This window comes from Lysinibacillus capsici, assembly GCF_003367505.1.
GTDB lineage: Bacteria > Bacillota > Bacilli > Bacillales_A > Planococcaceae > Lysinibacillus > Lysinibacillus capsici.
In genome coordinates, this window is sequence record NZ_PXXX01000009.1 from 288,928 (window position 1) to 312,911 (window position 23,984).

The 23,984-nt window shown below is 39.3% G+C and carries 21 protein-coding genes and 1 riboswitch; of the genes, 4 read left to right on the forward strand and 17 right to left on the reverse strand.

Annotated features, from left to right (window positions below; all coding sequences use genetic code 11):
• Nucleotides 1–51: 51 nt before the first annotated feature.
• Nucleotides 52–780, reverse strand: a complete 729-nt coding sequence (locus C7B89_RS06830) for a tetratricopeptide repeat protein (protein ID WP_244205585.1) — start codon at nt 778–780, stop codon at nt 52–54.
• A gap of 105 nt (nt 781–885) precedes the next feature.
• Nucleotides 886–2,598, reverse strand: a complete 1,713-nt coding sequence (locus C7B89_RS06835) for a methyl-accepting chemotaxis protein (protein WP_115673376.1) — start codon at nt 2,596–2,598, stop codon at nt 886–888.
• A 202-nt stretch (nt 2,599–2,800) separates the two neighbouring features.
• Between C7B89_RS06835 and C7B89_RS06840 the strand changes: the two genes are divergently transcribed.
• The 3 genes from C7B89_RS06840 (at nt 2,801) to nspC (ending at nt 5,812) form a co-directional block, all read left to right on the forward strand.
• Nucleotides 2,801–3,007, forward strand: a complete 207-nt coding sequence (locus C7B89_RS06840; RefSeq protein WP_115673377.1) for a hypothetical protein — start codon at nt 2,801–2,803, stop codon at nt 3,005–3,007.
• Nucleotides 3,008–3,446: 439 nt separating this feature from the next.
• The gene (locus C7B89_RS06845; RefSeq protein ID WP_048392314.1) at nt 3,447–4,676 is read left to right on the forward strand and encodes a saccharopine dehydrogenase family protein; all 1,230 of its coding nucleotides are present in this window, start codon (nt 3,447–3,449) and stop codon (nt 4,674–4,676) included.
• Nucleotides 4,673–5,812, forward strand: coding sequence for a carboxynorspermidine decarboxylase (nspC, locus tag C7B89_RS06850; RefSeq protein WP_004231219.1), 1,140 nt, complete (start codon nt 4,673–4,675; stop codon nt 5,810–5,812). Before C7B89_RS06845 ends, nspC begins: the two co-directional genes overlap by 4 nt.
• 45 nt (nt 5,813–5,857) lie before the next feature.
• On the opposite strand, the gene C7B89_RS06855 is transcribed toward nspC, so the two are convergent.
• From C7B89_RS06855 to mce, 6 genes are all read right to left on the reverse strand, one after another.
• Nucleotides 5,858–6,739 carry an amidase gene (locus C7B89_RS06855; RefSeq protein ID WP_244205586.1) on the reverse strand — a complete coding sequence of 294 codons (882 nt, stop codon included), beginning with the start codon at nt 6,737–6,739 and terminating at the stop codon, nt 5,858–5,860.
• Nucleotides 6,740–6,782: 43 nt separating this feature from the next.
• Nucleotides 6,783–6,874: riboswitch (cyclic di-GMP riboswitch) on the reverse strand.
• 136 nt (nt 6,875–7,010) lie between these two features.
• Complete coding sequence (locus C7B89_RS06860; protein WP_054549175.1) at nt 7,011–7,499, reverse strand: chemotaxis protein CheW; 489 nt, start codon at nt 7,497–7,499, stop codon at nt 7,011–7,013.
• A 23-nt stretch (nt 7,500–7,522) separates the two neighbouring features.
• The gene (locus tag C7B89_RS06865) at nt 7,523–8,638 is read right to left on the reverse strand and encodes a M20/M25/M40 family metallo-hydrolase (protein ID WP_054549174.1); all 1,116 of its coding nucleotides are present in this window, start codon (nt 8,636–8,638) and stop codon (nt 7,523–7,525) included.
• Nucleotides 8,639–8,772: 134 nt separating this feature from the next.
• Nucleotides 8,773–9,726, reverse strand: a complete 954-nt coding sequence (locus tag C7B89_RS06870; RefSeq protein WP_054549173.1) for a hypothetical protein — start codon at nt 9,724–9,726, stop codon at nt 8,773–8,775.
• Nucleotides 9,727–9,832: 106 nt separating this feature from the next.
• Nucleotides 9,833–11,380: an acyl-CoA carboxylase subunit beta gene (locus C7B89_RS06875; protein ID WP_009370220.1), complete on the reverse strand. Its 1,548-nt coding sequence runs from the start codon at nt 11,378–11,380 to the stop codon at nt 9,833–9,835.
• A 5-nt stretch (nt 11,381–11,385) separates the two neighbouring features.
• Nucleotides 11,386–11,799 carry a methylmalonyl-CoA epimerase gene (mce, locus tag C7B89_RS06880; RefSeq protein ID WP_004231207.1) on the reverse strand — a complete coding sequence of 138 codons (414 nt, stop codon included), beginning with the start codon at nt 11,797–11,799 and terminating at the stop codon, nt 11,386–11,388.
• Between the two features lie 125 nt (nt 11,800–11,924).
• Between mce and prli42 the strand changes: the two genes are divergently transcribed.
• Nucleotides 11,925–12,020 carry a stressosome-associated protein Prli42 gene (prli42, locus tag C7B89_RS23410; protein ID WP_009370219.1) on the forward strand — a complete coding sequence of 32 codons (96 nt, stop codon included), beginning with the start codon at nt 11,925–11,927 and terminating at the stop codon, nt 12,018–12,020.
• Nucleotides 12,021–12,042: 22 nt separating this feature from the next.
• Here prli42 and C7B89_RS06885 read toward each other — a convergent pair whose 3' ends face one another.
• The 9 genes from C7B89_RS06885 to lpdA form a co-directional block, all read right to left on the reverse strand.
• The gene (locus C7B89_RS06885) at nt 12,043–13,053 is read right to left on the reverse strand and encodes an aromatic acid exporter family protein (protein WP_081010952.1); all 1,011 of its coding nucleotides are present in this window, start codon (nt 13,051–13,053) and stop codon (nt 12,043–12,045) included.
• 152 nt (nt 13,054–13,205) lie between these two features.
• A complete protein-coding gene (locus tag C7B89_RS06890) occupies nt 13,206–13,646 on the reverse strand; it encodes a BrxA/BrxB family bacilliredoxin (RefSeq protein WP_004231203.1) in 441 nt (146 codons plus the stop codon).
• Nucleotides 13,647–13,807: 161 nt separating this feature from the next.
• Complete coding sequence (gene meaB / locus C7B89_RS06895; protein ID WP_048392309.1) at nt 13,808–14,905, reverse strand: methylmalonyl Co-A mutase-associated GTPase MeaB; 1,098 nt, start codon at nt 14,903–14,905, stop codon at nt 13,808–13,810.
• Nucleotides 14,905–17,058 (reverse strand): methylmalonyl-CoA mutase, encoded by a 2,154-nt coding sequence (scpA, locus tag C7B89_RS06900; RefSeq protein WP_048392308.1) that lies wholly within the window; start codon nt 17,056–17,058, stop codon nt 14,905–14,907. Before scpA ends, meaB begins: the two co-directional genes overlap by 1 nt.
• Nucleotides 17,055–18,758: a methylmalonyl-CoA mutase family protein gene (locus C7B89_RS06905; RefSeq protein ID WP_115673379.1), complete on the reverse strand. Its 1,704-nt coding sequence runs from the start codon at nt 18,756–18,758 to the stop codon at nt 17,055–17,057. The genes scpA and C7B89_RS06905 overlap by 4 nt, the downstream gene beginning before the upstream one ends.
• 121 nt (nt 18,759–18,879) lie before the next feature.
• Complete coding sequence (locus C7B89_RS06910) at nt 18,880–20,223, reverse strand: dihydrolipoamide acetyltransferase family protein (RefSeq protein WP_048392306.1); 1,344 nt, start codon at nt 20,221–20,223, stop codon at nt 18,880–18,882.
• Between the two features lie 170 nt (nt 20,224–20,393).
• Entirely contained in the window at nt 20,394–21,377 is a 984-nt protein-coding gene (locus tag C7B89_RS06915; protein ID WP_016993882.1) for an alpha-ketoacid dehydrogenase subunit beta, read from the reverse strand.
• Nucleotides 21,377–22,393, reverse strand: coding sequence for a thiamine pyrophosphate-dependent dehydrogenase E1 component subunit alpha (locus C7B89_RS06920; RefSeq protein WP_048392305.1), 1,017 nt, complete (start codon nt 22,391–22,393; stop codon nt 21,377–21,379). Before C7B89_RS06920 ends, C7B89_RS06915 begins: the two co-directional genes overlap by 1 nt.
• An 86-nt stretch (nt 22,394–22,479) precedes the next feature.
• Nucleotides 22,480–23,907, reverse strand: coding sequence for a dihydrolipoyl dehydrogenase (gene lpdA, locus C7B89_RS06925; protein ID WP_054549169.1), 1,428 nt, complete (start codon nt 23,905–23,907; stop codon nt 22,480–22,482).
• Nucleotides 23,908–23,984: the final 77 nt, after the last annotated feature.

The following is a 23,984-nucleotide window of genomic DNA, read 5'->3' on the forward strand; positions in this document are numbered from 1 at the left end:
TCACTATAGCATAATTATACTTGAAAGGAAATAATTATTAATAGATACCTGTTAGAGCATTTGCTTTTTCCATTGCGCTAACAAATCTTTTGACTTCTCCAAATCCAATTTCAATGTGACCTGCTTAGCTGTACAACGTTTTTTAGCTTTCTCCCATGCTTCTTCCAAGGCAGGTAAATAGCTTAAATTTTTTGTCGCTGCTACTAGCTGGAAAAATATATTACCTTGAATATAGTGCCAACGAGGATTCATTCCATCTAGGAGTATTGCTTCTTCAATCAGTCTTAATGCCAAATAAGGGCTACCTTCGTGACGATTTAAAAACTGTGCAAATGCTCCCCAATACAATGCCTTATTAGGCTGCAATTTGATTGCCTCCGCATACTGTACTGATGCCTTATCCTGTTCTTTTGCAAGGACATAATATTCTGCCATTGTATAATAGGCGTTCGCCTGCGCTTCTATAGGTCCTGCTAATAATTCATCGACCACTTTACCAAATTGCTCATCATCCTGACTACCTATATAAGCTGCGAGAACATCTCGTTCTGGATACGAACCATCTGTACGTTCCACACTTTGCTTTACTTTGTCATCAGTAGGCTGAGGCATATTTGCATACCCATTTGCCTCTAGCATTGCCACATGCTGCTGAATGACTTGATAGGCCTCTTCTGCGATCGCTGTATCATTGCCCAATATTTCTTTAGCTAGTTGATAACTTTCCTTTACTTGACCACCCAAAAATAAGTCATTGACTTGTTGAACTTGCTCGTTCATTTGTTTTACCACCATTAAAATCCTCACCTTCGCAAAAGAAAAATCTTATTGCTAGTTTACCATTTAAGTAGTATTAGCAAAAGCCAACATGTCCTAATCTTTCTATTATTCTTTTAATTTAAACGCCTTTACATGCTGTTCGAGTGTGTGTGCCATGTGATTTGTTTCATTAGAGCCATGTGCCACCTCATCAATGCTTGCAGTTGTTTGCTGTGCTGCGACAGTAATCATATTCATCGTTTCTTCTATATCACGAATAGATTCTGTTAATTGTTGAATCATTTGCACAATACGTGTAGATTTTTCGTTTTCAGCGGTCATAGCATTAGAAATGGTAATCATTTCTTCTACTGTTGCAGCCACTGCTGTAGAAATATTTCCTAAAGATTGTGCTGTTAGACGTACTGTCTCTGTTCCTTTTTCAATATATTGCGTATTATCATTCGTAGATGACATGACCTGCTGCACATGCTTCATTATATCCTGAATAAGCTGTTCAACTTGCAATACCTCTTGATTAGATTGCTCAGCAAGCTTCCGTACTTCCTCAGCAACAATAGCAAAGCCTTTGCCATGCTCCCCTGCTCTAGCCGCTTCAATGGAAGCATTCAGTGCTAGCAAATTTGTTTGTGATGCGATGTTTGCAATAGACGTTGTAATCGTTTGAATTTTGGTTGCAGATGTAACTAAGTTTTCTACTGTTTGTTGTACCTCACCCGATCCGCTGTGGATTAATGCCATATCATTGCTTATATCTTTTGCTAGTCGCTCACCCTCTTTTGCTAATTCCATCGTTTGTCTAGCATTATCAGCACTGTTATTGGTATTGCTTTGAATCATTTGAAGGTCCTGCGCTAAAGAAGTAAGAACATCTGTCGCATTTTCAGCATGGTGCATCCCTGCCGTCACGGCACTTGTTACCTCTTCGATATTATTGGCGACACCTTGAATGGTATTGCTCATATCGTTCAAGGTGGAAGCGGTTTCATCTGCGTTATTCGTTAAAGTGTTAGAAGTGGAACGCATCGTCATAATCATATTTTGTAAATTAGCTGTCATTCGATTTAATGTATTCGCTAAATCCGCTACTTCATCTTTACTGTTAATTTTTGTTTCAGGTACAGCTAAATTACCATTGGCTATTTCTTTCGCCTGCTGAATCAGCACACTAATCGGTCTTACTTTACGACGAATTAAAAAGCCTGTAATGATGGAAGCAATTAGCATAGGGAAAATACTAATTAAAATCCCATTTCGTACAACATCCCATGTTCGCTCCTTCACGATATTAGCATCAAAGTCGATGACACTAATGGCAATAATTTCTTTACTGGAATCATGGTCTTTAAAAATAGGGGCATAGCCAGATAAACGGTCCATCCCTGCATAGGTATAAGGCTGTGAATATGTTGGATGCTTATGTGTAAGCAACATATCAATAGCTTCTTTATCTAAATAAAATTGATCACCAGGGGCATAACCTTTTTCAGCCAAATGATCATCAAGCGCTAATAATGTGCCATCCAACGATAAAATATATTGTGTTTGGAAAATATCTTTATGATCTGTTGTCCAGTTCAAATCGTTCCCAATGCTTTCCTGTACAGCCTTGTCGCCTTGAATGGCCTTGTCCAATTGTTGCGGATTGATCAAACCTGTCGTAATATTGGCACAGCCATAGGCCTCAACACCAGCAGCATCATAAAGTTTATTGTAAGCAGTTATGTATGTAGCGAACGAAGTAATCCCTAGCATCACCACTAAAATACCAGCGATAATCGTCCCAAGTTGAAAAGTTAATGAATTGCGTAATTTCACGATCCATCCTCTCCCCTTTCTTGTAATAATCTATGAATATTCCTTTTGTGTTTCATCATACTACAAAAAGATGTATTAAAAAAGCATCTTTAATTATTCTAGTAAGATAAAAACATTGGAAAAAGTTCTGAATTGTGCGATAATTGAAGTTAATTATCTTAAATCCTGAGCATTACCAATTCATCTAATAGGAGGGCTTGCTATGAATAAACGCTTTCATCTAGTATCGATTGTTACAGGCAACTTGTTAACAATAGGGGCCATTTTTATTTATGCCATGCAAAGTCAAGTGGGAGTAGCCCTCAGTACGTATGCTCTTGTGATGGTTTTTTTTAGTACTTTGCTTGTGATTTTCTTCTATATATGGGGGGAAGAAAAACAACAAGTATCCAATCGTTTTCTGAAATAATATGCATCATTTTCCAGTACACAGATACCTGTAGCACGTTTAATGTGGTTCCTTCCCTTTCTATATGTAGAGGGATTTTTTTATGTAAAGTTAGTAGAAATGATTTAGTAGATGGTATCAAATCGTCAATCGGAAGAGATACTATGTCAAAACATTCATTTAGAAAAATATTTACTTGATGTCGTAGTATCTTGGATGAATTGTGATGAAACTTCACCAATTATTTAAGTCTATACAACAGCTATTTTTACTAAAATGGCGTTGTAGATTTATTCATGATTCCCTTCTTTTCCGAGGCATTCCCCTCCGTATACGTCTAATTGTTGTAGAAAAATAAAATTTTTTGTAGAAAATTTTAAAACAATGATTGAGTAGTATATCAATTTTCTGTATAATCAGCTTGTTTGACAATACTTTATATGAACTTGGGGGTAGACAATTGGGTAAAGCATTGATTATCGGAGCTGGCGGAGTTGCCAGTGTTGTGGTACACAAGTGTGTTCAAAATTCGGACGTATTTGAGGAAATTTGTATCGCAAGTAGAACTGTTTCAAAATGTGACGCTCTAAAAGAAAAACTAGACGGCGGAAAAACAAAAATTCATACTGCACAGGTAGACGCAGACAATACAGAAGAGGTTATTGAGCTTATTAAAGCTTTCGGACCAGATGTAGTGATTAACGTGGCTCTACCTTATCAGGACTTAACGATTATGGATGCTTGCTTAGCGACAGGTGTGCACTATGTGGATACTGCAAACTACGAGCCACCTGAAACGGCAAAATTTGAATATAAATGGCAATGGGCTTATAAAGAGAAGTTTGAAAAAGCTGGCTTAACTGCATTACTTGGAAGCGGTTTTGACCCAGGTGTAACAGGCGTTTTCACAGCTCATGCACAAAAACATGAATTTGATGAAATCCACTATATCGATATCGTGGATGCCAATGCGGGAGATCATGGATATCATTTCGCAACAAACTTCAACCCAGAAATTAACATTCGTGAAATTACAGCGAATGGTCGTTACTGGAAAGAAGGCGAGTGGATTGAAACTGCACCACTTGAGAAAAAAGAAGTGTATAACCTACCTGAAATCGGACCAAAAGATATTTACCTTCTATACCATGAAGAGCTTGAATCCCTTGCAAAAAATATCAAAGGTTTAAAACAAATCCGCTTCTGGATGACGTTCTCTGAAAAATACTTAACACACTTAAAAGTGTTAGAAAACGTAGGTATGACATCAATTGAGCCAATCGAATTCGAAGGGCAAATGATTCAACCAATCCACTTCCTTAAAGCGGTATTACCAGATCCAGCTTCACTTGGACCACGTACAAAAGGTAAAACAAACATCGGTTGTATCATTCGCGGTCTGAAAGATGGCAAAGAAAAAACGTACTATGTGTACAACGTATGTGACCACGAAGAGTGCTACAACGAGGTTGGTTCACAAGCGATTTCTTACACAACTGGCGTACCAGCTATGATCGGTGCAATGCTTGTGATGAACGGTGAATGGCGTAAACCAGGTGTATGGAATGTGGAAGATTTCAATCCAGATCCATTCATGGATGCACTAAATAAATGGGGTCTACCATGGCAAGAAAGCCATAACCCAGAATTATTAGACCTTGATTTAGATGCAAAGGAATTAAGCCGATGAAACCAATTGATTTTTCAAAAGTTCCATCCCCTTCTTATGTAGTGGATGAGCGATTATTAACAAAGAATCTTGAGCTTTTAAAATCAATTCAAGATCGAACAGGCTGCCGCATTTTATTAGCCCTTAAAGGCTTCTCTATGCATTCAACATTCCCACTAGTAGGGGAATATTTAGCGGGCATTACATCTAGCTCACTGCATGAGGCACGTCTTGGCTATGAAAAAATGGGCAAAGAAGTTCACGTTTATGCACCTGCTTATATTGAGCATGAAATGGACGAGCTTCTAGGCTATGTGGATCACATCGTATTTAACTCATTTAACCAATGGGCTCAGTTCAAGGATAAAGTTAAATCTGCTGGTAAAACAATTGAATGTGGTATTCGTGTGAATCCTGAATACTCTGAAATTGAAACAGCTCTTTATGATCCTTGTTACACAAACTCTCGCCTTGGTACAACATTGGCTAACTTTGATAAATCACAGCTTGATGGTATCGATGGCTTACACTTCCATGCGATGTGTGAACAAAATTCTGATACACTAGAGCGTATTATTGAAGTAGTTGAGGAAAAATTTGGTGATGTTTTACACCAAATGAAATGGTTAAACTTCGGTGGCGGTCACCATATTACACGTGATGATTATGATGTAGAAAAACTTGTGAACATCATTAATTATATTCAAGAAAAGTATAACCTGCTTGTTTATCTTGAGCCAGGTGAAGCAGTAGCCCTTAATACAGGCTATTTAGTAGCAACGGTGCTAGATATTCAAGAAAATGGAATGGATCTTGCTATTTTAGATACATCAGCAACATGTCACATGCCTGATGTACTTGAAATGCCTTACCGTCCAATGATTATTGGTTCTGGACAAGCAAATGAATTAGCACACACATATCGCTTAGGCGGACTAACATGTCTAGCTGGTGATGTGATTGGCGATTATTCGTTTGAACAGCCATTAAAACCAGGTGATCGTCTTGTATTCACAGATATGGCTCATTATTCAATGGTGAAAAACCATATGTTTAACGGTGTCAACTTACCATCTATCGTTTCTTATAATGATGAAGAAGGTATTAAAGTCATTCGTGAATTTAAATTCGAGGACTACAGTGGTCGACTGTCCTAATACCAATAGAAAAGCCCTTCCAGTTTAACACTGGAAGGACTTTTTTTATGGACGCATGGTCATCCAATTCTCCACATAATGAATGGCTACTCCATGAAAAGCATCGTTATTTGAAAAATGTTGCTGAACAAGTATAAGCTGTTCATTCATAAAGGCTTCTCCATTATCATAAAAAGTAATATTTTCCCCTTCCTCTGAAGCGCCTGTTTCTACACCAATTACAATTGATTTATTCACAGTGGAAGCATAAGCGATTTCATGTTCTACAATAGAGATAATATCTTTTGCAGCATCACGATAGGCCATGATCGTCACACTATCCACGTGGTCAATGACCCAATCAGCTAATAACCCTTTTCCAAATTGGTTATTATACTGAACTTCATCAAACCAAAATGGCATATCTACTTCTAAAGTAAGTTGTAACTGACTTGCTTTCTCACTTGCTTTCATTATTAGTGTTTGATAGGATTCTATCGTTTGTGCTTGATGTAAGCTCCATCCACTATTTAAATAAGGTTCTACATCAAGATGAACCCCAGAAAATTGCTCAGATTCAGTTGAATTCTCATTATATGTATGTAACCAATTAAACAATTCGTCCTGGCTTCGACTACCCTCAGCTGAAACCCAGCTTGCAGCACCATCCAATGCATAAATGCGAATACCTCTGTGAGAAGCGTTACTAATAAAATGCTTATAGTCATTGCTCGCTATGCCTTGATCGATTTGCAGATAAACTTTATTGACATCGTTATGTTCTAAAAATAATAATATTTTTTCTTGGTCATCAATGATGAGGGATGTATCCCACAGCCAAGTAGCCTTTTCCTGTATAGACATTGCATCAACCTTTCCACTTGATAAAGCTAATGAACTAATCATGATGACGATTAGTGCGGTCCATACTTTTAATTGTCTCTTCATACGAACTAACTCCATTCTACTCGCCACGGCTCCTAGAACAGAACCTGGCAACCTGACAATCTTGCACTGAAATTATAGTGTTTAGACTCATGGCTTTGCGTCCCTCCCTTTCGGTGAAGTTTGCCTTTTTCAGTTTTTTCTTAATCATTATCATACGCGGTTAGCAATTGTTTGTCTGTAGGTATAATGCATAATTGTCACATGTATGATCAGGTAAAAACGACAAAATACAGGTTAAATTTACTATTCAAACATAAAAAACGTAGAGTACTTAAGCCTCTACGTTTTTCTTTTCATTTTCAAGCATTTTGTGTAAATAATCGATAATTTCCCTAATGCCCTCTAATGAATTAACCAGTATTTTTGGATCAACATATGTTATCATTCGATTTTCAAGATTAGCTACCGCAGTAAAATAGCGTGTTTTACTATAATTGACTAGACCCAATTGCTGAAGTACTGATTCATCGAAATCAAGAATTTCACGTGCTTCTGTAACAAGTAATCCATAATTAACAACATCTGTATTCAACACAATGATACGAGCAGTTGCTGTATTCGATGAACGATTGTACAGTATGCGTTCAAAATCAAGAACAGGTACAAGCTCTCCGCGAATTCTTGTAAAGCCTAGAAGATAGTTAGGTAAATGAGGAATAGGTGTTACTTGCTCTAATTTTTCAATTGAAATCGCTTGCTCCACAGGCACAGCATACTCCTCTGTCCCACAAGCAAAAACGACTGCTTTGACACTTTCCATAGGGTCACATCCTTATTCGACTGTTAGTTTTTCGCCGATTCTTTGACGATTTCTACTAGTAAATCTGCTAATTTTTCAAGTTCTTCTACTGGTATTTTTTCATTTGTTGTATGGATATCCTCGTATCCAACAGATAAATTAACTGTAGGAATACCAAAGCCTGCGATGACGTTTGCATCTGAGCCTCCACCAGAAATGCCTAGTGTCGGTGTACGATCAATATTGCGTGCAGCAGCCATAGCTACCTGAACTACTTTATCCGATTCCGTTACACGGAAGCCTGGATACATTAGCTTCACTTCTACCTCTGCACGTGCGCCTAAAGAAGCAGCTACTTGTTCAAACGTATCTTGCATATGCTTTGTTTGCGCATCCAATTTAGCTTTGTCTATAGAGCGTGCTTCTGCAAGGATTGTCACTTCGTCACAAACAATATTCGTCGCTTGTCCACCTTCAAAACGCCCAATATTCGCTGTTGTTTCTTCATCTAAACGACCTAGTTTCATTTGAGCAATGCATTTTGATGCGACTGTTATGGCAGAAATGCCCTTTTCAGGAGCAACCCCTGCATGTGCCGTTTTTCCAATAATCTTTGTGAAAATTTTCGCTTGGAATGGTGCTGCTGTCACGATACCACCAACTTTGCCATCGCTATCAACCGCAAATCCATATTTTGCTTTAATGTTAGCTGGATCTAACTCTTTAGCGCCAACAAGGCCACTTTCTTCACCAGCCGTAATAATAAATTCAATATCGCCATGTGCAATATTTTGCTCTTTCAAACGTTTGACCATCTCAAATAGAGCAGCTAGTCCTGCTTTATCATCGGCACCTAAAATCGTTGTACCATCTGATACGATATAGCCATCTTCACGTAAAGACGGTTTGATGCCTTTTCCTGGAACGACAGTATCCATATGAGAAGTGAAATAGATTGGCTCTACATCCAATGTGCCTTTTAATGTGGCAATAATATTACCTGCCCCATGTCCATTACGCGTATGTGCATCGTCTTGAATCACTGAAAATCCAAGTGCAGTTAACTTATCTACAAGAATTGGTGCTATTAGTTGTTCATGTTTTGTTTCCGAATCAATTTGTACGAACTCAAAAAACTCTTCTACTAAACGACTTGTCATGTTGTAAAACTCCCTTAGTTTACGTGTATTTCCACGTTATAGTATATGTATCATTTTAGCACAACGTCAGAAGAGTTGAAATCATTGAACAATACTACCAAAATAAAAAGTCTGAGAAAAATCTCAGACTTTCCCTAGTCATTGAAAATAAGCTCTTTTTCTTTTTCTAATGATTGTAGGTAGTTGACAGCTTTATTATGTTTATCCTGTAAGCGCCAAATCGTATTATGTACATCATCTTGAACACGCGAGACCTGTTCCCTTGCTGTCGAGATTTTAGAATGAACAGACCATGCTGAAAAAATATCATCAAAAAAGTAATCAGCAAACTTAACAAACCCATCTGTTTCAATATGCATCGATTTCGTAGACATTTCATGAACATCTAATAATTCATTATGAAACCGTTGTAACGCAATTTGAGCACTATGTAAATAGTTTTCAGACTGATCGAGTGCATCATGCTTTAAGTGCGTAGCAATCAGCCCACCGCCAAAAAATGTATCCCATGTGGAATATCCATTGGCCGAATGTAATGAAGCTGCTGCTTGCCCTAGCCTTGTAAGAGCTACTTCTCCCGCTTCCTCCGCCTCTTTAATTTCTCTAATGAGCTGCTTTGTTAGCATTTCCTCATGTGCTAAATGCTCTAGCCTTTCTGCTTGGGCAGCATCATGAATCTGTAAATACTTCTTCTTTTTAAGGTAGACCTGTTGAAGTGATTGCTGTAGCGCATTTTCATCAATCTGGGCAAGCTGATTCATCACTTGCACGTTGTCCTCTGCTAAATCATTTTGCATTTTCTTTGCTTCATTCAGCTTTAATTCAAGTACTGCCGCCTTATCAATTTTTTCTGCCCTCAGTTCATCTTGTTGCCCTGTCCATGTACGAATCATATTCATAAACGAGAAACCATCCAATTTATCAAGTTTGGATCGAATTTGGTGGAGTGCTGCTGTATGAGTGTCTATTTCCTGTTGTGTATGTTTAATTTGCCCATCAATTAACTGATTTTGTTCGTTTAATCTAGATGCTTTTCTAAGTTGTGCATGAATCTTTTCTTGCTCTGTTTGTAATTGCTTCCATTCCATTCATCTCAACTCCTCATATCTATCAGTACGGATGACAAACAAAAATGTTTCACTTTTTGGCAATGAAAAACCTAGCAACTTTTGAGCTGCTAGGCTTGTATGACTATTATAGAGGAATATTACCGTGCTTTTTCTCTGGACGTGTTTCATGTTTGTTTGACAGCATATCAAGTCCTTGAATCAGCTTGATACGTGTATCTCGTGGATCGATTACGTCGTCTACCATACCGCGAGATGCTGCAACATATGGGTTAGCAAACTTCTCTTTATATTCTTCGATTTTTGCTGCACGAGTTGCTTCTGGGTCATCTGATTTTGCAATTTCACGGGCAAAAATGATGTTAGCTGCGCCAGCAGCACCCATAACAGCAATTTCAGCATTTGGCCATGCAAATACAAGGTCAGCACCAATTGATTTAGAGTTTAACGCAACGTAAGCGCCTCCATAAGCTTTTCGTAAAATCACTGTAATTTTTGGAACAGTCGCTTCTGAATAAGCATAAAGAATTTTCGCACCATGACGAATAATACCACCATGTTCTTGTTTAACACCTGGGAAGAAGCCAGAAACGTCTTCAAATGTGATGATTGGGATATTGTATGCATCACAAGTACGAATGAAACGAGCAGCTTTATCAGAAGAATCGATATCTAAGCCACCAGCAAGAACTTTTGGTTGGTTACAAACAAGTCCAACTGATTCGCCAGCAATACGTGCAAAACCGACAACTACATTTTTAGCAAACTCTGCATGTACTTCCATGAACGAACCTTCATCCACTACTTGCTCAACAACTTTACGTACATCATATGGACGTGTTGTTTCGATTGGTACTGTATCTACGATTTCTGGACGGTAGTCATCCCCTTCAGGTCTAGCTTGACGAGGTGCCTTTTCTTTATTGTTTTGTGGTAAGTAGCTTAATAGTTTTTTAATTTCATCAATCGCTGCCTCTTCAGAAGGAGCACGGAAATGAGCATTCCCACTGACCGCATTATTTACTTTCGAACCACCTAAATCTTCAGCAGAAATTTTCTCTCCTGTTACCGTTTCGATTACTTTAGGTCCTGTAATGAACATTTGAGATGTCTTATCCACCATTAGAATAAAGTCAGTAATAGCTGGAGAATAAACAGCTCCACCAGCACAAGGTCCCATAATCACAGAGATTTGTGGAATCACACCAGAATAAATGGCATTTCGGTAGAAGATATGACCATAGCCATCTAATGAAAGAACACCCTCTTGAATACGTGCACCGCCTGAGTCATTGATGCCGATAAATGGTGTACCATTTTTAGCAGCTAGATCCATCACTGTTGCCATTTTTTTCGCATGCATTTCTCCAAGCGCCCCACCAAACACTGTGAAATCTTGAGAGAATAAGTATACTGGACGTCCGTTAATTTTACCGAATCCAGTTACGACACCATCACCAGGTCCCTCCATTTTTTCCATGCCGAAGTCTACTGTACGGTGTGTAATAAATGGGTTGATTTCGAAAAATGTACCTTCGTCTAGCAACAAGTCTATACGCTCACGAGCAGTAAGTTTCCCCTTCTCATGCTGCTTATCGATGCGATCATAGCCTCCACCAAGTTCAATTACCGTTTTACGGTCATACAAGTCATTGATTTTGTCGAACATATCCATACTAATCACTTATCCCCTTTTCCACTTTTATCACATAATTCATATAACACCCCAAATGAGGATTTAGGATGCATAAACGCAACCTCTGCCCCTCCAGCACCTGGCCCTGGCTCTTCGGATAAGAGACGTACACCTTTTTCACGAAGCTCTGCCATTCGTTCACGAATTCCCGTCACACCAAACGCAACATGATGAATTCCTTCTCCACGTTTTTCAATAAAACCATGGATGGCACTTTTATCACTCATTGGTTCTAATAGCTCGATTTTCACGTTCCCTGCATCGATAAATGCCACACGAACCTGTTGAGATTCTACTTCTTCCACTTTCATCAACTTTAAGCCCAAAGTTTCTGTATAATATGTAATGCGTTCATCAAGATCGCGCACTGCAATCCCAATATGGTCTACTTTCTCCATGGTGACATCTCCTTCTGTTATGGTACATACTCTATTTTACAGACTTTTTTGTCAAAACTCTACTACTTGAGAAATTTTTCAGATTTGCTAAACTATTTATAAGAAAAGAAGGAGCGAACGAGCATATGAGTAATAAAAAATTTCAAAAAGTCGTTATTTATAGTATGATCGCAATTATGCTAATCTCATCTCTAGCATTCGGATTATCTATGATAATTTAAGGCAAAGCACGAGGCGTCCACACTACTGTGGGCGCTCTTTTTTAGCCTTTAACCCTTTAAATGACTGCTTTATTTCTAAATACCTGTCCATTTCCTCTATAAACTGATAGAGGGCTGCCTGAGCGATAAATTGCTCGTGGCTTTGTGGTAAAGGAAGCTGAGAAAAATCACGCTTAACATGTTCGAGCTTTTCGCGATACTGACTAGCCGTATTCCCCGAATGAACATGCTCACCTAGGTCTTGTAAAAAATCTGCCACAATTTCAGCCTCTTGTACTATAACAGGTAATGTCGTCACTTTGGGTAGCACTCTTTCGATAATTTCTAGCTGCTGCTCTCGCATATCGAAATATACATAGTAATCATTTTTACGTCTTGTAAAATGGTTTTGAACATCTTTAAACGCTAATGATTTTGCCTCTTCTAGTGCTTTGATTGCATCGATAATTTCTTGGCCGTTCCACAACGTATCTCCTTGCCTTAAATAGCTGGCAATTTCTAAAAAAATCTTACTATATAGCTCCTCTATTTTGACTCTGTAGTAATTTAATTCCTTTTGAATGTCTGGCATATACATATTAATGGCAATCCCTGTTCCATAACCGATAGCCATCAACGCTAATTCATTATAAACAAGTGTTAATGAGTAACCTTCAGCAGCGTAAATATGCATAATAATCACGACACTGGAGATAAATCCATCCGCAACCTTTAAAGATACAATGGTAGGAATAAAGAGTATAAGCATGCCTGCTAGTGTAAGTGGATGGTAAGCAAATAACTCAAAGCTTACAAAGGCAAAAAGCATTGCTACAATACTTGCAACTAATCGTGTATAGGCTGCATAAATGGATTTCTTTTTTGTTGGCTGCACACATAATATCGTTAGAATACCAGCAGATGCATATGAGGCTAAATCAAAATACTGTGCAATGGCAATAGCGATGGCCGCACCAATTGCTGTTTTTAAAGTTCGATAGCCGATTGAAAACTTCTTCAGGCCGACTGCCTCCCATCCTTTAGTACTCTTCACTCATTCAGCTAATTATTTAGCCAATATTACAAAAATTTTAATAATAATGAAACTACCTATACATGAGGATCAGTAGGAAGCCTACATAGATAGCATGATCTATGAGGCTTTTCTACTTGATTGAAAATGATTTTTCTTATGCAAGAATAGACTTAAAGTTCGTCACAATATTCTTCAAAGTTTGCTTGTAAATTTGTCACAACTGACATTGGGTCATGCCCTTCAATTTCATAGCGTCCCACTTCTGCGACAACTTGTCCGTCTTTTAATAAAACGAATGATGGTGATGAAGGTAGATGATCTTCTCCAAAATGGTAACGCGCTGCTGCAGTTGCTTCTTTATCTTGCCCTGCAAACACTGTTACTAAATGGTCTGGACGTTTATCATAATGAACGCATTGTGCTGCTGCTGGACGAGCGATACCACCCGCACAACCACACACTGAGTTCACCATTACTAATGTTGTACCTGGACGAGCAAACGCCTCTTCTACAGCTTCTGGTGTTGTTAATTGTTCATAACCAGCTGCCTCAATTTCAGCACGTGCTGTTTTTAAAATTTCCTGCATAAATAAATCGTAATCCATATTCATATAGCGATAGCTCCTTTCAAGTTCGCGCCAATTTAGTTATATTTCAGATAGTAGATTTTTGACGCTTATCCATCTCTTATCATAGCAGTTTGCAAGCAATTTGTGCACCTACTTGCTCAACACATTTCAGTTGAAATTACTACGATTTCAATAAGACTCGTTTACTTGTCTTCCTGCTCCTCGCTAAATAAACGATCCACACCTTGTGTAACTGTCAACTGTCCACTTAAAATTTGACGTTCAAGCTGTTGTACTTGTGCTTTACGTTGCGGGTTTCCATAAAAGAGATCTATTAAATGATCGGTAATCATCGATTGGAACCACTCTTTTGTTTGTTGCTGGCGTCGGGTAGCCCAATAGTGATTTGCTTCTACTATTTGCTTGAATTCCCCAATTGTTTCCCAAACCTTATCAAGTCCTCGATTTTCTAGTGAACTAACAGGCATGGCAGTTGACATCCAACCAGGTGTAGCAGGCTGTAAAAAGTGCAAAATTTGTTTGTACTCTGCAACCGTTTTTTTAGCTAGACGTACATTATCACCATCCGCCTTATGCACGACAATTGCATCTGCTAATTCCATAATGCCTTTTTTCATGCCCTGCAATTCATCCCCCGCTCCTGTTAAAACTAGAAGCAGGAAGAAGTCAACCATGCCACGGACATAGGTTTCACTTTGTCCAACACCAACTGTTTCAATTAAAATCACATCATAGCCTGCTGCCTCACAAACTAACATGGTTTCTCGTGTCTTTTTGTGAACACCCCCTAGGGTACCTGCCGATGGCGATGGACGCACAAATGCACTAGGCTTCTTAACGAGCTCTTCCATACGCGTTTTATCGCCAAGTATACTTCCTCCCGATAGAGAAGAACTTGGATCAATGGCAAGAACAGCAACTCGTTTCCCCATATCACAAAGCATAGTACCGAAAGCCTCTATGAATGAGCTTTTTCCTGCCCCAGGCACACCTGTTATGCCAATTCGGATACTATTGCCTGTATGTGGAAGAAGCTCCTGCAATAGTTCTTGTGCCTGTACTTTATGGGTAGCGTTTGAACTTTCAATGAGGGTAATGGCTTTTGATAAATGTGTGCGAGAGCCCGCACGTACTTGTTGTGCAAGCTCTCCTACATTTAGAGTGTCTGCCTTTTTCTTTCGGAACTTTTTGGGTGTACCATATTGCATCCCGTCGTGAGTCGCCTCTACTCCGTCCATGACAAATAGCGCACTTTCTTCCATTCCTTTATTTTTGTCCATTATTCAGACACTTCCTCATAGCCTAAACGTTTGTAGATTTCTTCAATAATTTTTTGTGCGGATACAGGAATCACTGTACCTGGTCCGAAAATGGCTACTGCACCGGCATTATAAAGGAAATCATAATCTTGTGCTGGTATAACACCACCCACAATAATGATAATATCTTCACGACCTAGTTTTTCAAGCTCAGCTATCAATTCAGGCACTAATGTTTTATGTCCTGCTGCTAGTGAAGACACACCAATAACATGAACATCATTTTCAACAGCCATTTGAGCAGCCTCAGCAGGCGTCATAAATAATGGAGAAATATCTACGTCAAAGCCTAAATCTGCATAACCAGTTGCGACAACCTTTGCACCACGGTCATGTCCATCTTGTCCCATTTTAGCAACTAAAATACGCGGACGACGACCTTCATTTTCAAGGAATTCTTCTGTCATTTGTTTCACTTCCGCAATTTGCTCCTCATCAGAGAAGTTTGCAGAGTAAACACCAGAGATCGAACGAATGACCGCTTTATGACGACCAGAAACTGCTTCAATTGCATCAGATATTTCACCTAAAGAAGCACGAGCGCGCGCTGCATCCACTGCTACCGCTAGCAGGTTTTCTTCTCCATCTTGAGCCGCCTTCGTTAAGCGAGCTAAATGTTTTTGAACTTCCGCTTCATCACGAGCTGCCTTCATCGCTTCTAAACGTTCAATTTGTTTTTGACGAACAATGGTATTATCGATATCTAAAATATCAATTGGCTCTTCTTTTGCTAAGCGATACTTATTCACGCCAACAATCGTTTCTGTTTTAGAATCAATTTTAGCTTGACGTTTTGCTGCTGCTTCCTCAACCTTCATTTTTGGAAGTCCCGTTTCAATCGCTTTAGCCATACCACCAAGCGCTTCTATCTCTTCGATTAACACCCAAGCAGATTTTGTAATTTCTTCTGTTAATTTCTCTACGTAGTACGAACCACCCCAAGGATCAATGACTTTTGTCATCGCTGTTTCCTCTTGTAAAAATAACTGTGTATTACGCGCGATACGTGCTGAGAAATCTGTTGGAAGTGCAATCGCTTCATCTAATGCATTTGTATGAAGGGATTGCGTATGTCCCATCGAAGAGGCATTTGCTTCGATTAAAGTACGTGCAACATTGTTAAATGGATCTTGCTCAGTTAATGACCAGCCAGATGTTTGGGAGTGCGTACGTAATGCTAATGTCTTTGGATTTTTCGGGTTAAACGTAGACATCATTTGTGCCCAAATACGACGTGCTGCACGCATTTTAGCAACTTCCATGTAATAGTTCATACCAATTGCCCAGAAGAACGATAAGCGAGGTGCAAATGCATCAATATCAATACCTGCTTTTAATCCTGTTCGAACATACTCCAAGCCATCTGCTAATGTATAGGCAAGCTCAATGTCATTTGTTGCGCCTGCTTCTTGAATATGGTAACCAGAAATTGAAATAGAGTTAAATTTTGGCATATACTTCGCTGTATATTCAAAAATATCTGCAATGATTTTCATTGACATAGCTGGTGGGTAAATATATGTATTACGCACCATGTATTCTTTTAAAATATCATTTTGAATAGTACCTGCTAATTGATCTGGCGTTACCCCTTGTTCTTCTGCTGCTACAATATAGAATGCAAGGACGGGTAATACGGCACCATTCATTGTCATTGAAACTGACATTTGGTCTAACGGGATTTGATCGAAAAGGATTTTCATATCCTCAACTGAGTCAATCGCAACCCCAGCTTTTCCTACGTCCCCTGTTACACGTGGATGATCAGAGTCATAGCCTCGGTGTGTTGCTAAATCAAACGCGACAGAAAGACCTTTTTGTCCCATGGCCAAATTTCGTTTGTAAAAGGCATTGGATTCTTCAGCAGTTGAGAAACCAGCGTATTGCCGAACCGTCCATGGACGTGCTACATACATAGTAGGGTATGGTCCACGTGTGTTGGGTGCAATCCCTGCCACATCATTTAGATGTTTAGCCTCTTTAATATCTTCTTTTGTGTAAATATCTTTAATTTCAATCCCCTCATTTGTCATGAACTTATCTTCAGACGCTTGAGGTGCTTCAGCTGTTAAAACCTTTTCTATTTCTATTGCATTAAAATTTGGCTTGCTCATCGTTGGACCTCCTTCATGCTCGCAAACACGGACTGTAATTTTTCAATGATGTTTTGTCCTGCGAAAATAAAGCCGTTTAAGCCATTTGCTAACCATGCTTCTTCTTCGTCTTTAAATTTGCCCGCTACATCTACAAGCACATTCGCTGGTTTTTCAGCTAAAATGGCTGATACAAATGCTTTTGTATCATCATCATTGCCTGCAATCACTACATACTTAGCCTCTGTCGCCTTCAGCCAAGCTACTGCCTCTTCTACAGTTGTCACTGGCTCACTTTTTTCTGGTACAAGACCCACTGTGTTTAAGAAGCCCGCTACAAAATCTGCGCGTGGTTTAGAGCTTTTTAATGATCCTAATGCTAAAATACCTGTTTTTACATCTGCTGCTGTCATGTCTGCACGTAAGTCCTCAAATGGAGCAGCGATACGCTTAATATCAGCAAATAATGGATTTGTATCCTGTTCAAGAATATCAGCTGGATTAGCATAAATATTCGTTCCAATTAATGATTGCTTACGTGTTTGGGCAGCTTTGATGCGTTTTTGATAGGATGCTTCCACTTCTTCTGCAAGCTTGCCAGAGGCTGTATATTCATCGATACCGCCAGCTGCCTGGATGTCTAAAAATAGTGCCCATGCTTCTTTCACAAAATCTGCTGTTAACGACTCGATAAAGTAAGAGCCCCCTGCTGGATCTTTTACTTTTAAGACATTTGTTTCTTCTCTTAAAATTAATGATACATTACGAGCGATACGAATGGATTGATCCGTAGGTTTTGTTAACACGTCATGTGGATGAACCGTAAAGAGATCAGCACCACCGATTAAACCAGAAAGCGCTTCATTTGAAGAGCGTAATAAATTTACATACACATCTAATTTAGAAAAGCTTCTTAATGATGTTTCAGCAACAGTAGGGATTTTGATATGATCTGTTACGCCATAAGCGGATGAGAACGCTTTCCAAAGTACTTTAAAAGCACGTAGCTTTGCAATCTCCGTAAAGAATTGTGTATCAATGGCAAATGATACAAAGAATTTCTTCGAGAACGCTTCAAAGCTTTCTTCTTGTTCTGCAAATTTGGCTGCTAATGCAAGTGCATAGGCTAATTCTTGTACAGCGTTAGCACCTTCATTATGATAAACCGTTGTGTCTGCACTGACTGAGCGCACGTTCGGAAATGCAGTCAAAGTGATAGGGTCTTTTGAAATCATGTAACCTTTAATGGCTTCTTGTTGATCTACTGGAATGTTGTCGAATACTGCTAATAATGGGTCTTTTGAATTTTCAATAGTAATTTTAAACGAATATTCTGAGAAATATGATGCTAATTTGACCAATACTTCTTCTGTCCAAGCAAAGCTCACTCGGCTATCAATTGTAATAACTTCATTGCCTCGAGCTAGACTATCCTCAAGCTGTGCAAAAAAAGCTTCGCTTGAATCAGCGTGAATTTGTTGTGCCACCTGAAATACTTGATCATTTTGTAGGGAACGGATTGTGGCAACTTGTAAATCAAGCTCTTCTCCAAGCTTAGCTACTAAACTTTCTTGCGTGTAAAGCGGCTGTAGTGTAACACCTTCATTTGTTTTTGTGAATAGTGACTCAAATGGTTTCCCTTTTAAAGCTTTGATTGCTGCATCTTGCCAGTCTGAATAGGCTGGTATTTCAAATTCAATATTTTTCATGTTGTTTGACATGCGGACGCTTAATCAGCTTCCCCCCTTAGTAGTTTCTATTTGTTATTCTACATGACAAATTGCGACTCGAAAAGCATAAAAAAAATCGGAAACCCTTATACAGCAGGTTTCCGACAAGTCATCAGTAGACTGACGTTGAAGATTTATTTGTATTTTCGAGTATTTCTTTTACTCTATTTAGGAATTTACCACAGACAAGTCCATCAAGCACACGATGATCTAATGATAAACATAAATTCACAATATCACGTGCAGCAAACATTCCACCTGGTAAAACAACAGGTTTTTTTACAATACTTTCCACTTGTAGAATCGCTGCTTGTGGGTAATTGATGATGCCCATTGATTGAACAGAGCCAAATGCACCTGTATTATTCACTGTAAATGTACCACCAGTAATGTCATCCATTGCTAATTTTCCTGTACGAACTTTGATAGCCAGTTCATTGATTTCTTTCGCAATTCCTTTAATGGATTTTTCATCTGCGTGTTTTATAACAGGTACAAATAAGGCATCATCCGTTGCTACTGCAATCGAAATATTGATGTCATGTTTTTGAATGATTTTATCTTCCGCCCACATCGAATTCAGCATTGGGAATTCCTTTAAAGCTTGAGCAACCGCTTTTACAAAGAAGGCGAAATATGTAAGATTAAAGCCTTCTTTTTGCTTAAATTCATTCTTTAAGCTATCACGATAAGTCACTAAATCTGTTACATCCACTTCCATCATCATCCAAGCATGCGGCGCTTCATGTACACTTTTCACCATATTATTCGCAATGGCACGACGGATCTTCGTCACTGGAATTTCGATATCTCCTGGATGAATAGGTTGTACAGGTGCAGCTGCTTTTTCCACTTGTTGCTGTGGTGCAGAAGCTGCTGTAGGTGCTGATGTCGTTTGAACGGTTGGAGCTGCTTGTGCTACATCATTTGCCGTTGGGATATTACCTGTTTCAATGAGCTTTAACAGGTCTTTTCGTGTAATACGACCACCCTCGCCAGTACCTGTTACAAGGTCTAAAGCTATATCATGCTCCTGTGCAAGTCGAAGAACAGCTGGTGAATAACGTACTTTACCCGTACGTGCCTCTTTTGGTGCAGATACTGGAGCTGCTACCTGCTGTGGTGCCTCCTGTTTCTTTTGAACACCTGCATTTAAAATAGCCGTACTTACCGTTGATTTTTTTTCAGGTGGCGGTGCTGGTAATTCACCTTCTCCCGCTATTTCAATCGAGCAAACGACTGCTCCAACTGGTAATGTCTGACCTTCTTGCGCAAGTAGCTCCGTGATAACCCCTTCAAATGATGACGGGATTTCAGCATTTACTTTATCTGTAACAACCTCTGCTAATGGATCATACTTTTTAACTGTATCTCCAGGCTTTACAAGCCATTTTTCAATTGTACCTTCTGTTACACTTTCGCCGAGCTGTGGCATTGTAATATTTTGAACCGACATCTTTTATTCCTCCCATCAATTAAGCCTAGGCGTCATTGTACCTGATGCAGCGCTAAAAACATTAAACGTAGACAGGCATTTAGACAGATTTTGACTTTCATATGTGCAAAGTCAAAATCTGTTGTTCCGTCTGAGGCTTTTATTTTTTCATTCAGCCTTGTTGTAATCTATTAGAACGCAGCAAGTTCTCGCATAGCACGTTCCACTTTATCAGGATTAATCATAAAATATTTCTCCATCGTTGGTGCATATGGCATGGCTGGCACATCAGGTCCCGCTAGACGTTGAATTGGTGCATCAAGCTCAAATAAACAATGTTCTGCAATAATTGCAGCAACCTCACTCATGATACTACCCTCTTTATTATCCTCTGTGACAAGCAATACTTTACCTGTCTTACTTGCAGCCTCAATAATCGCTTCTTTATCCAGAGGGTAAACTGTACGCAAGTCAAGGATATGAGCGGAAATACCATCCGCAGCTAGGCGTTCTGCCGCTTGTAAAGCAAAGTGGACTGCTAAACCATAGGTAATGACTGTCACGTCATCTCCTTCACGTTTTACATCTGCTTTACCAATTGGCAATGTGTAATCATCTAGTGGTACTTCCCCTTTAATTAAACGATAGGCACGTTTATGTTCGAAAAATAATACTGGATCTTCATCACGAATAGCAGCTTTCAATAAGCCTTTTGCATCATACGGTGTTGATGGAATGACAATTTTCAAACCAGGTGTACCAGCAAAAAGTGCTTCAACGGATTGTGAATGATAAAGTGCCCCGTGAATACCTCCGCCAAAAGGTGCGCGGATGACCATTGGACAAGTCCAGTCATTATTAGAACGGTAACGAATTTTGGCTGCCTCTGAGACGATTTGATTGACAGCTGGCATAATAAAATCAGCAAATTGCATTTCAGCAATCGGACGCATACCGTACATCGCAGCACCGATACCCACACCAGCTATTGCACTTTCTGCAAGCGGTGTATCAAGCACGCGGTATTCACCAAATTGATCGTATAGCCCAGTAGTGGCTTTGAATACACCACCTTTACGACCAACGTCCTCTCCTAAAATGAAAACTCGTTCGTCACGTTCCATCTCTTCTTTCATTGCTAATGTAATCGCATCAATATAAGACATTACTGCCATTACATGTCACCTCCGTCCACTGGTGCATAAACATATTTAAGTGCATGCTCTGGTTGTGCATATGGAGCCGCTTCAGCATAATCAGTTGCTTCATTTACTTCTGCCATAACACGCTCTTCGATTTCAGTACGTATCGCGTCAGTCATCACGCCAGTATCCATTAAATACTTTTCAAATAATACAATTGGATCCTTCGCTTTGCCTTCTGCAATATCTTCAGCCGTACGGTATTGACGGTCATCATCATCTGAAGAATGGGCTGTTAAACGATAAGTTACTGTTTCGATTAAGCTTGGACCTTCCCCATTACGTGCACGATCTGCAGCCTCTTTCACCACTTTATACACTTGTAACGGATTTTTCCCATCCACGGTCACTCCTGGCATTCCATAGCCAATCCCACGATCAGATACTTTTGCACAGCCTAGTTGACGCTCTACTGGCACAGAAATCGCATATTGATTGTTTTCTACCATAATAATGACTGGTAGCTTATGCACACCTGCAAAGTTCGCTCCTTCATGGAAGTCTCCTTGGTTGGATGAACCTTCACCAAGCGTAACGAAAGAAACAAAATCTTCATTTTGTAGACGTCCTGCAAGTGCAACGCCCACTGCGTGAGGAACTTGAGTCGTAACAGGAGATGAACCTGTTAAAATACGATTTTTCTTTTGACCAAAGTGGCCTGGCATTTGACGACCCCCAGAGTTTGGATCTTCTGCTTTAGCAAACGCAGATAACATCAGTTCTCTTGGTGTCATACCAAAATGTAAAACAACACCCATATCACGATAATAAGGTGCAATATAATCCTTACTTTTATCCAGTGCAAAGGCTGCTCCAACCTGTGCCGCCTCTTGACCTTGACAGGAAATTACAAACGGAATTTTACCAGAACGGTTTAACAACCACATACGCTCATCTAGTCTTCTGGCCATTAACATTGTTTCGAACATAGCAAGTACATCTTCATTTGACAAACCTAAATCTTCATGTTTGATTTGAACATCTTGCATACGAACACCCCTTTCGTATTATAGAGAAATAACTATCTTATCCTATATCCCCACATTTGGATATGTTAGTTATGAAATTCAGAAAATTAAAAATGGATAGCGCGATCATCCACTGCTAGAGCAGATTCCACTAACACCTCATTTAAGGATGGATGTGGATGAATTGCCTGACTAATTTCCCATGGTGTTGCATCTAACACTTTTGCTAAGGATGCTTCACCAATTAAATCTGTTACATGAGGCCCTACCATATGAATACCCAAAATATCATCTGTTTCTTCATCAGCGATAATTTTGACAAAGCCTTCTGTCTCTCCATTTACTAATGCTTTACCAATAGCCTTAAACGGGAATTTACCAATCTTTAATGAAAATCCTTGTTCTTTAGCAGCACTTTCTGTTAATCCAATGCTAGCAACTTCTGGATAGGAATAAACACATTTCGGTACTTTTAGTGCATCCAATGTCTCGGTTTTCCCTGTTGCTATATGCTCAATAGCTGAAAGCCCTTCATGAGAAGCAACATGCGCTAATTGTAAGCCACCAATCACATCTCCTATGGCATACATATGAGACTCTTTCGTTTGATAGGAACCATTCACTTTAATAAAGCCATTTTCCACTTCAATCTCTGTATTTTCTAGACCAATACCTTGCGTATTCGCCTCACGTCCTACACAAAGTAATAGTTTATCAGCCTCAAAAACTTCTTCTTTTTCATTCACTTGCGCAGAAATGAAAACGTTATCATTTTCAATTTTGAATGTATTTGTATCTAAGCGAGCATTCGTAACAATACGAACGCCTCGTTTCTCAAGTTGTTTCGTCACTTCTTTAACGATGTCCGCATCTTCAGCTGGTAAAATGGATGGACCATATTCTACTACTGTTACATATACACCAAAATCGCATAGCATAGATGCCCACTCAATTCCAATAACACCACCACCAACGATTAGTAGTGACTTTGGTAAACTTTCTAACTGTAATGCGTGGTCTGAATTCAGCACATATTGCCCATCTATCGTTAACCCTGCCATACCACGAGGCTTTGAGCCCGTTGCAATGACAACATTCGTAGGCACAAGCATTTCATTTTCATCGCCATTGGACATTTCTACAGATATTGTACCAGGCATAGGTGAGAAAATAGATGGACCCAAAATTCGCCCTGTACCATGATAAACATCTATTTTGCCTTTTTTCATCAGTGTATTCACACCTTGGCTTAATTGCTCAACGATTGCTTGTTTCCTAGCTTGAACTTTGTCAAATTGTAATGTTACACCTTCAATATCGACACCATATTCGCTAGCTGTTTTATTAGCCATACGATATACTTCGGCACTTCGGAGTAACGCTTTACTTGGAATACAGCCTTTATGCAAGCATGTACCTCCTAAACGCTCACGCTCTACAATGGCTGTTTTTAAGCCTAGCTGAGCAGCTCGGATGGCTGCAACATATCCACCTGTACCTCCACCTAAAATGACAACATCATAATTTTGAGCCATGTTTATTCCCCCTATTGAGAAAAGTGCTAAAGGATTCTATTAAACAATAACCAAGTGATTTTTTTAACAGTCAGTGC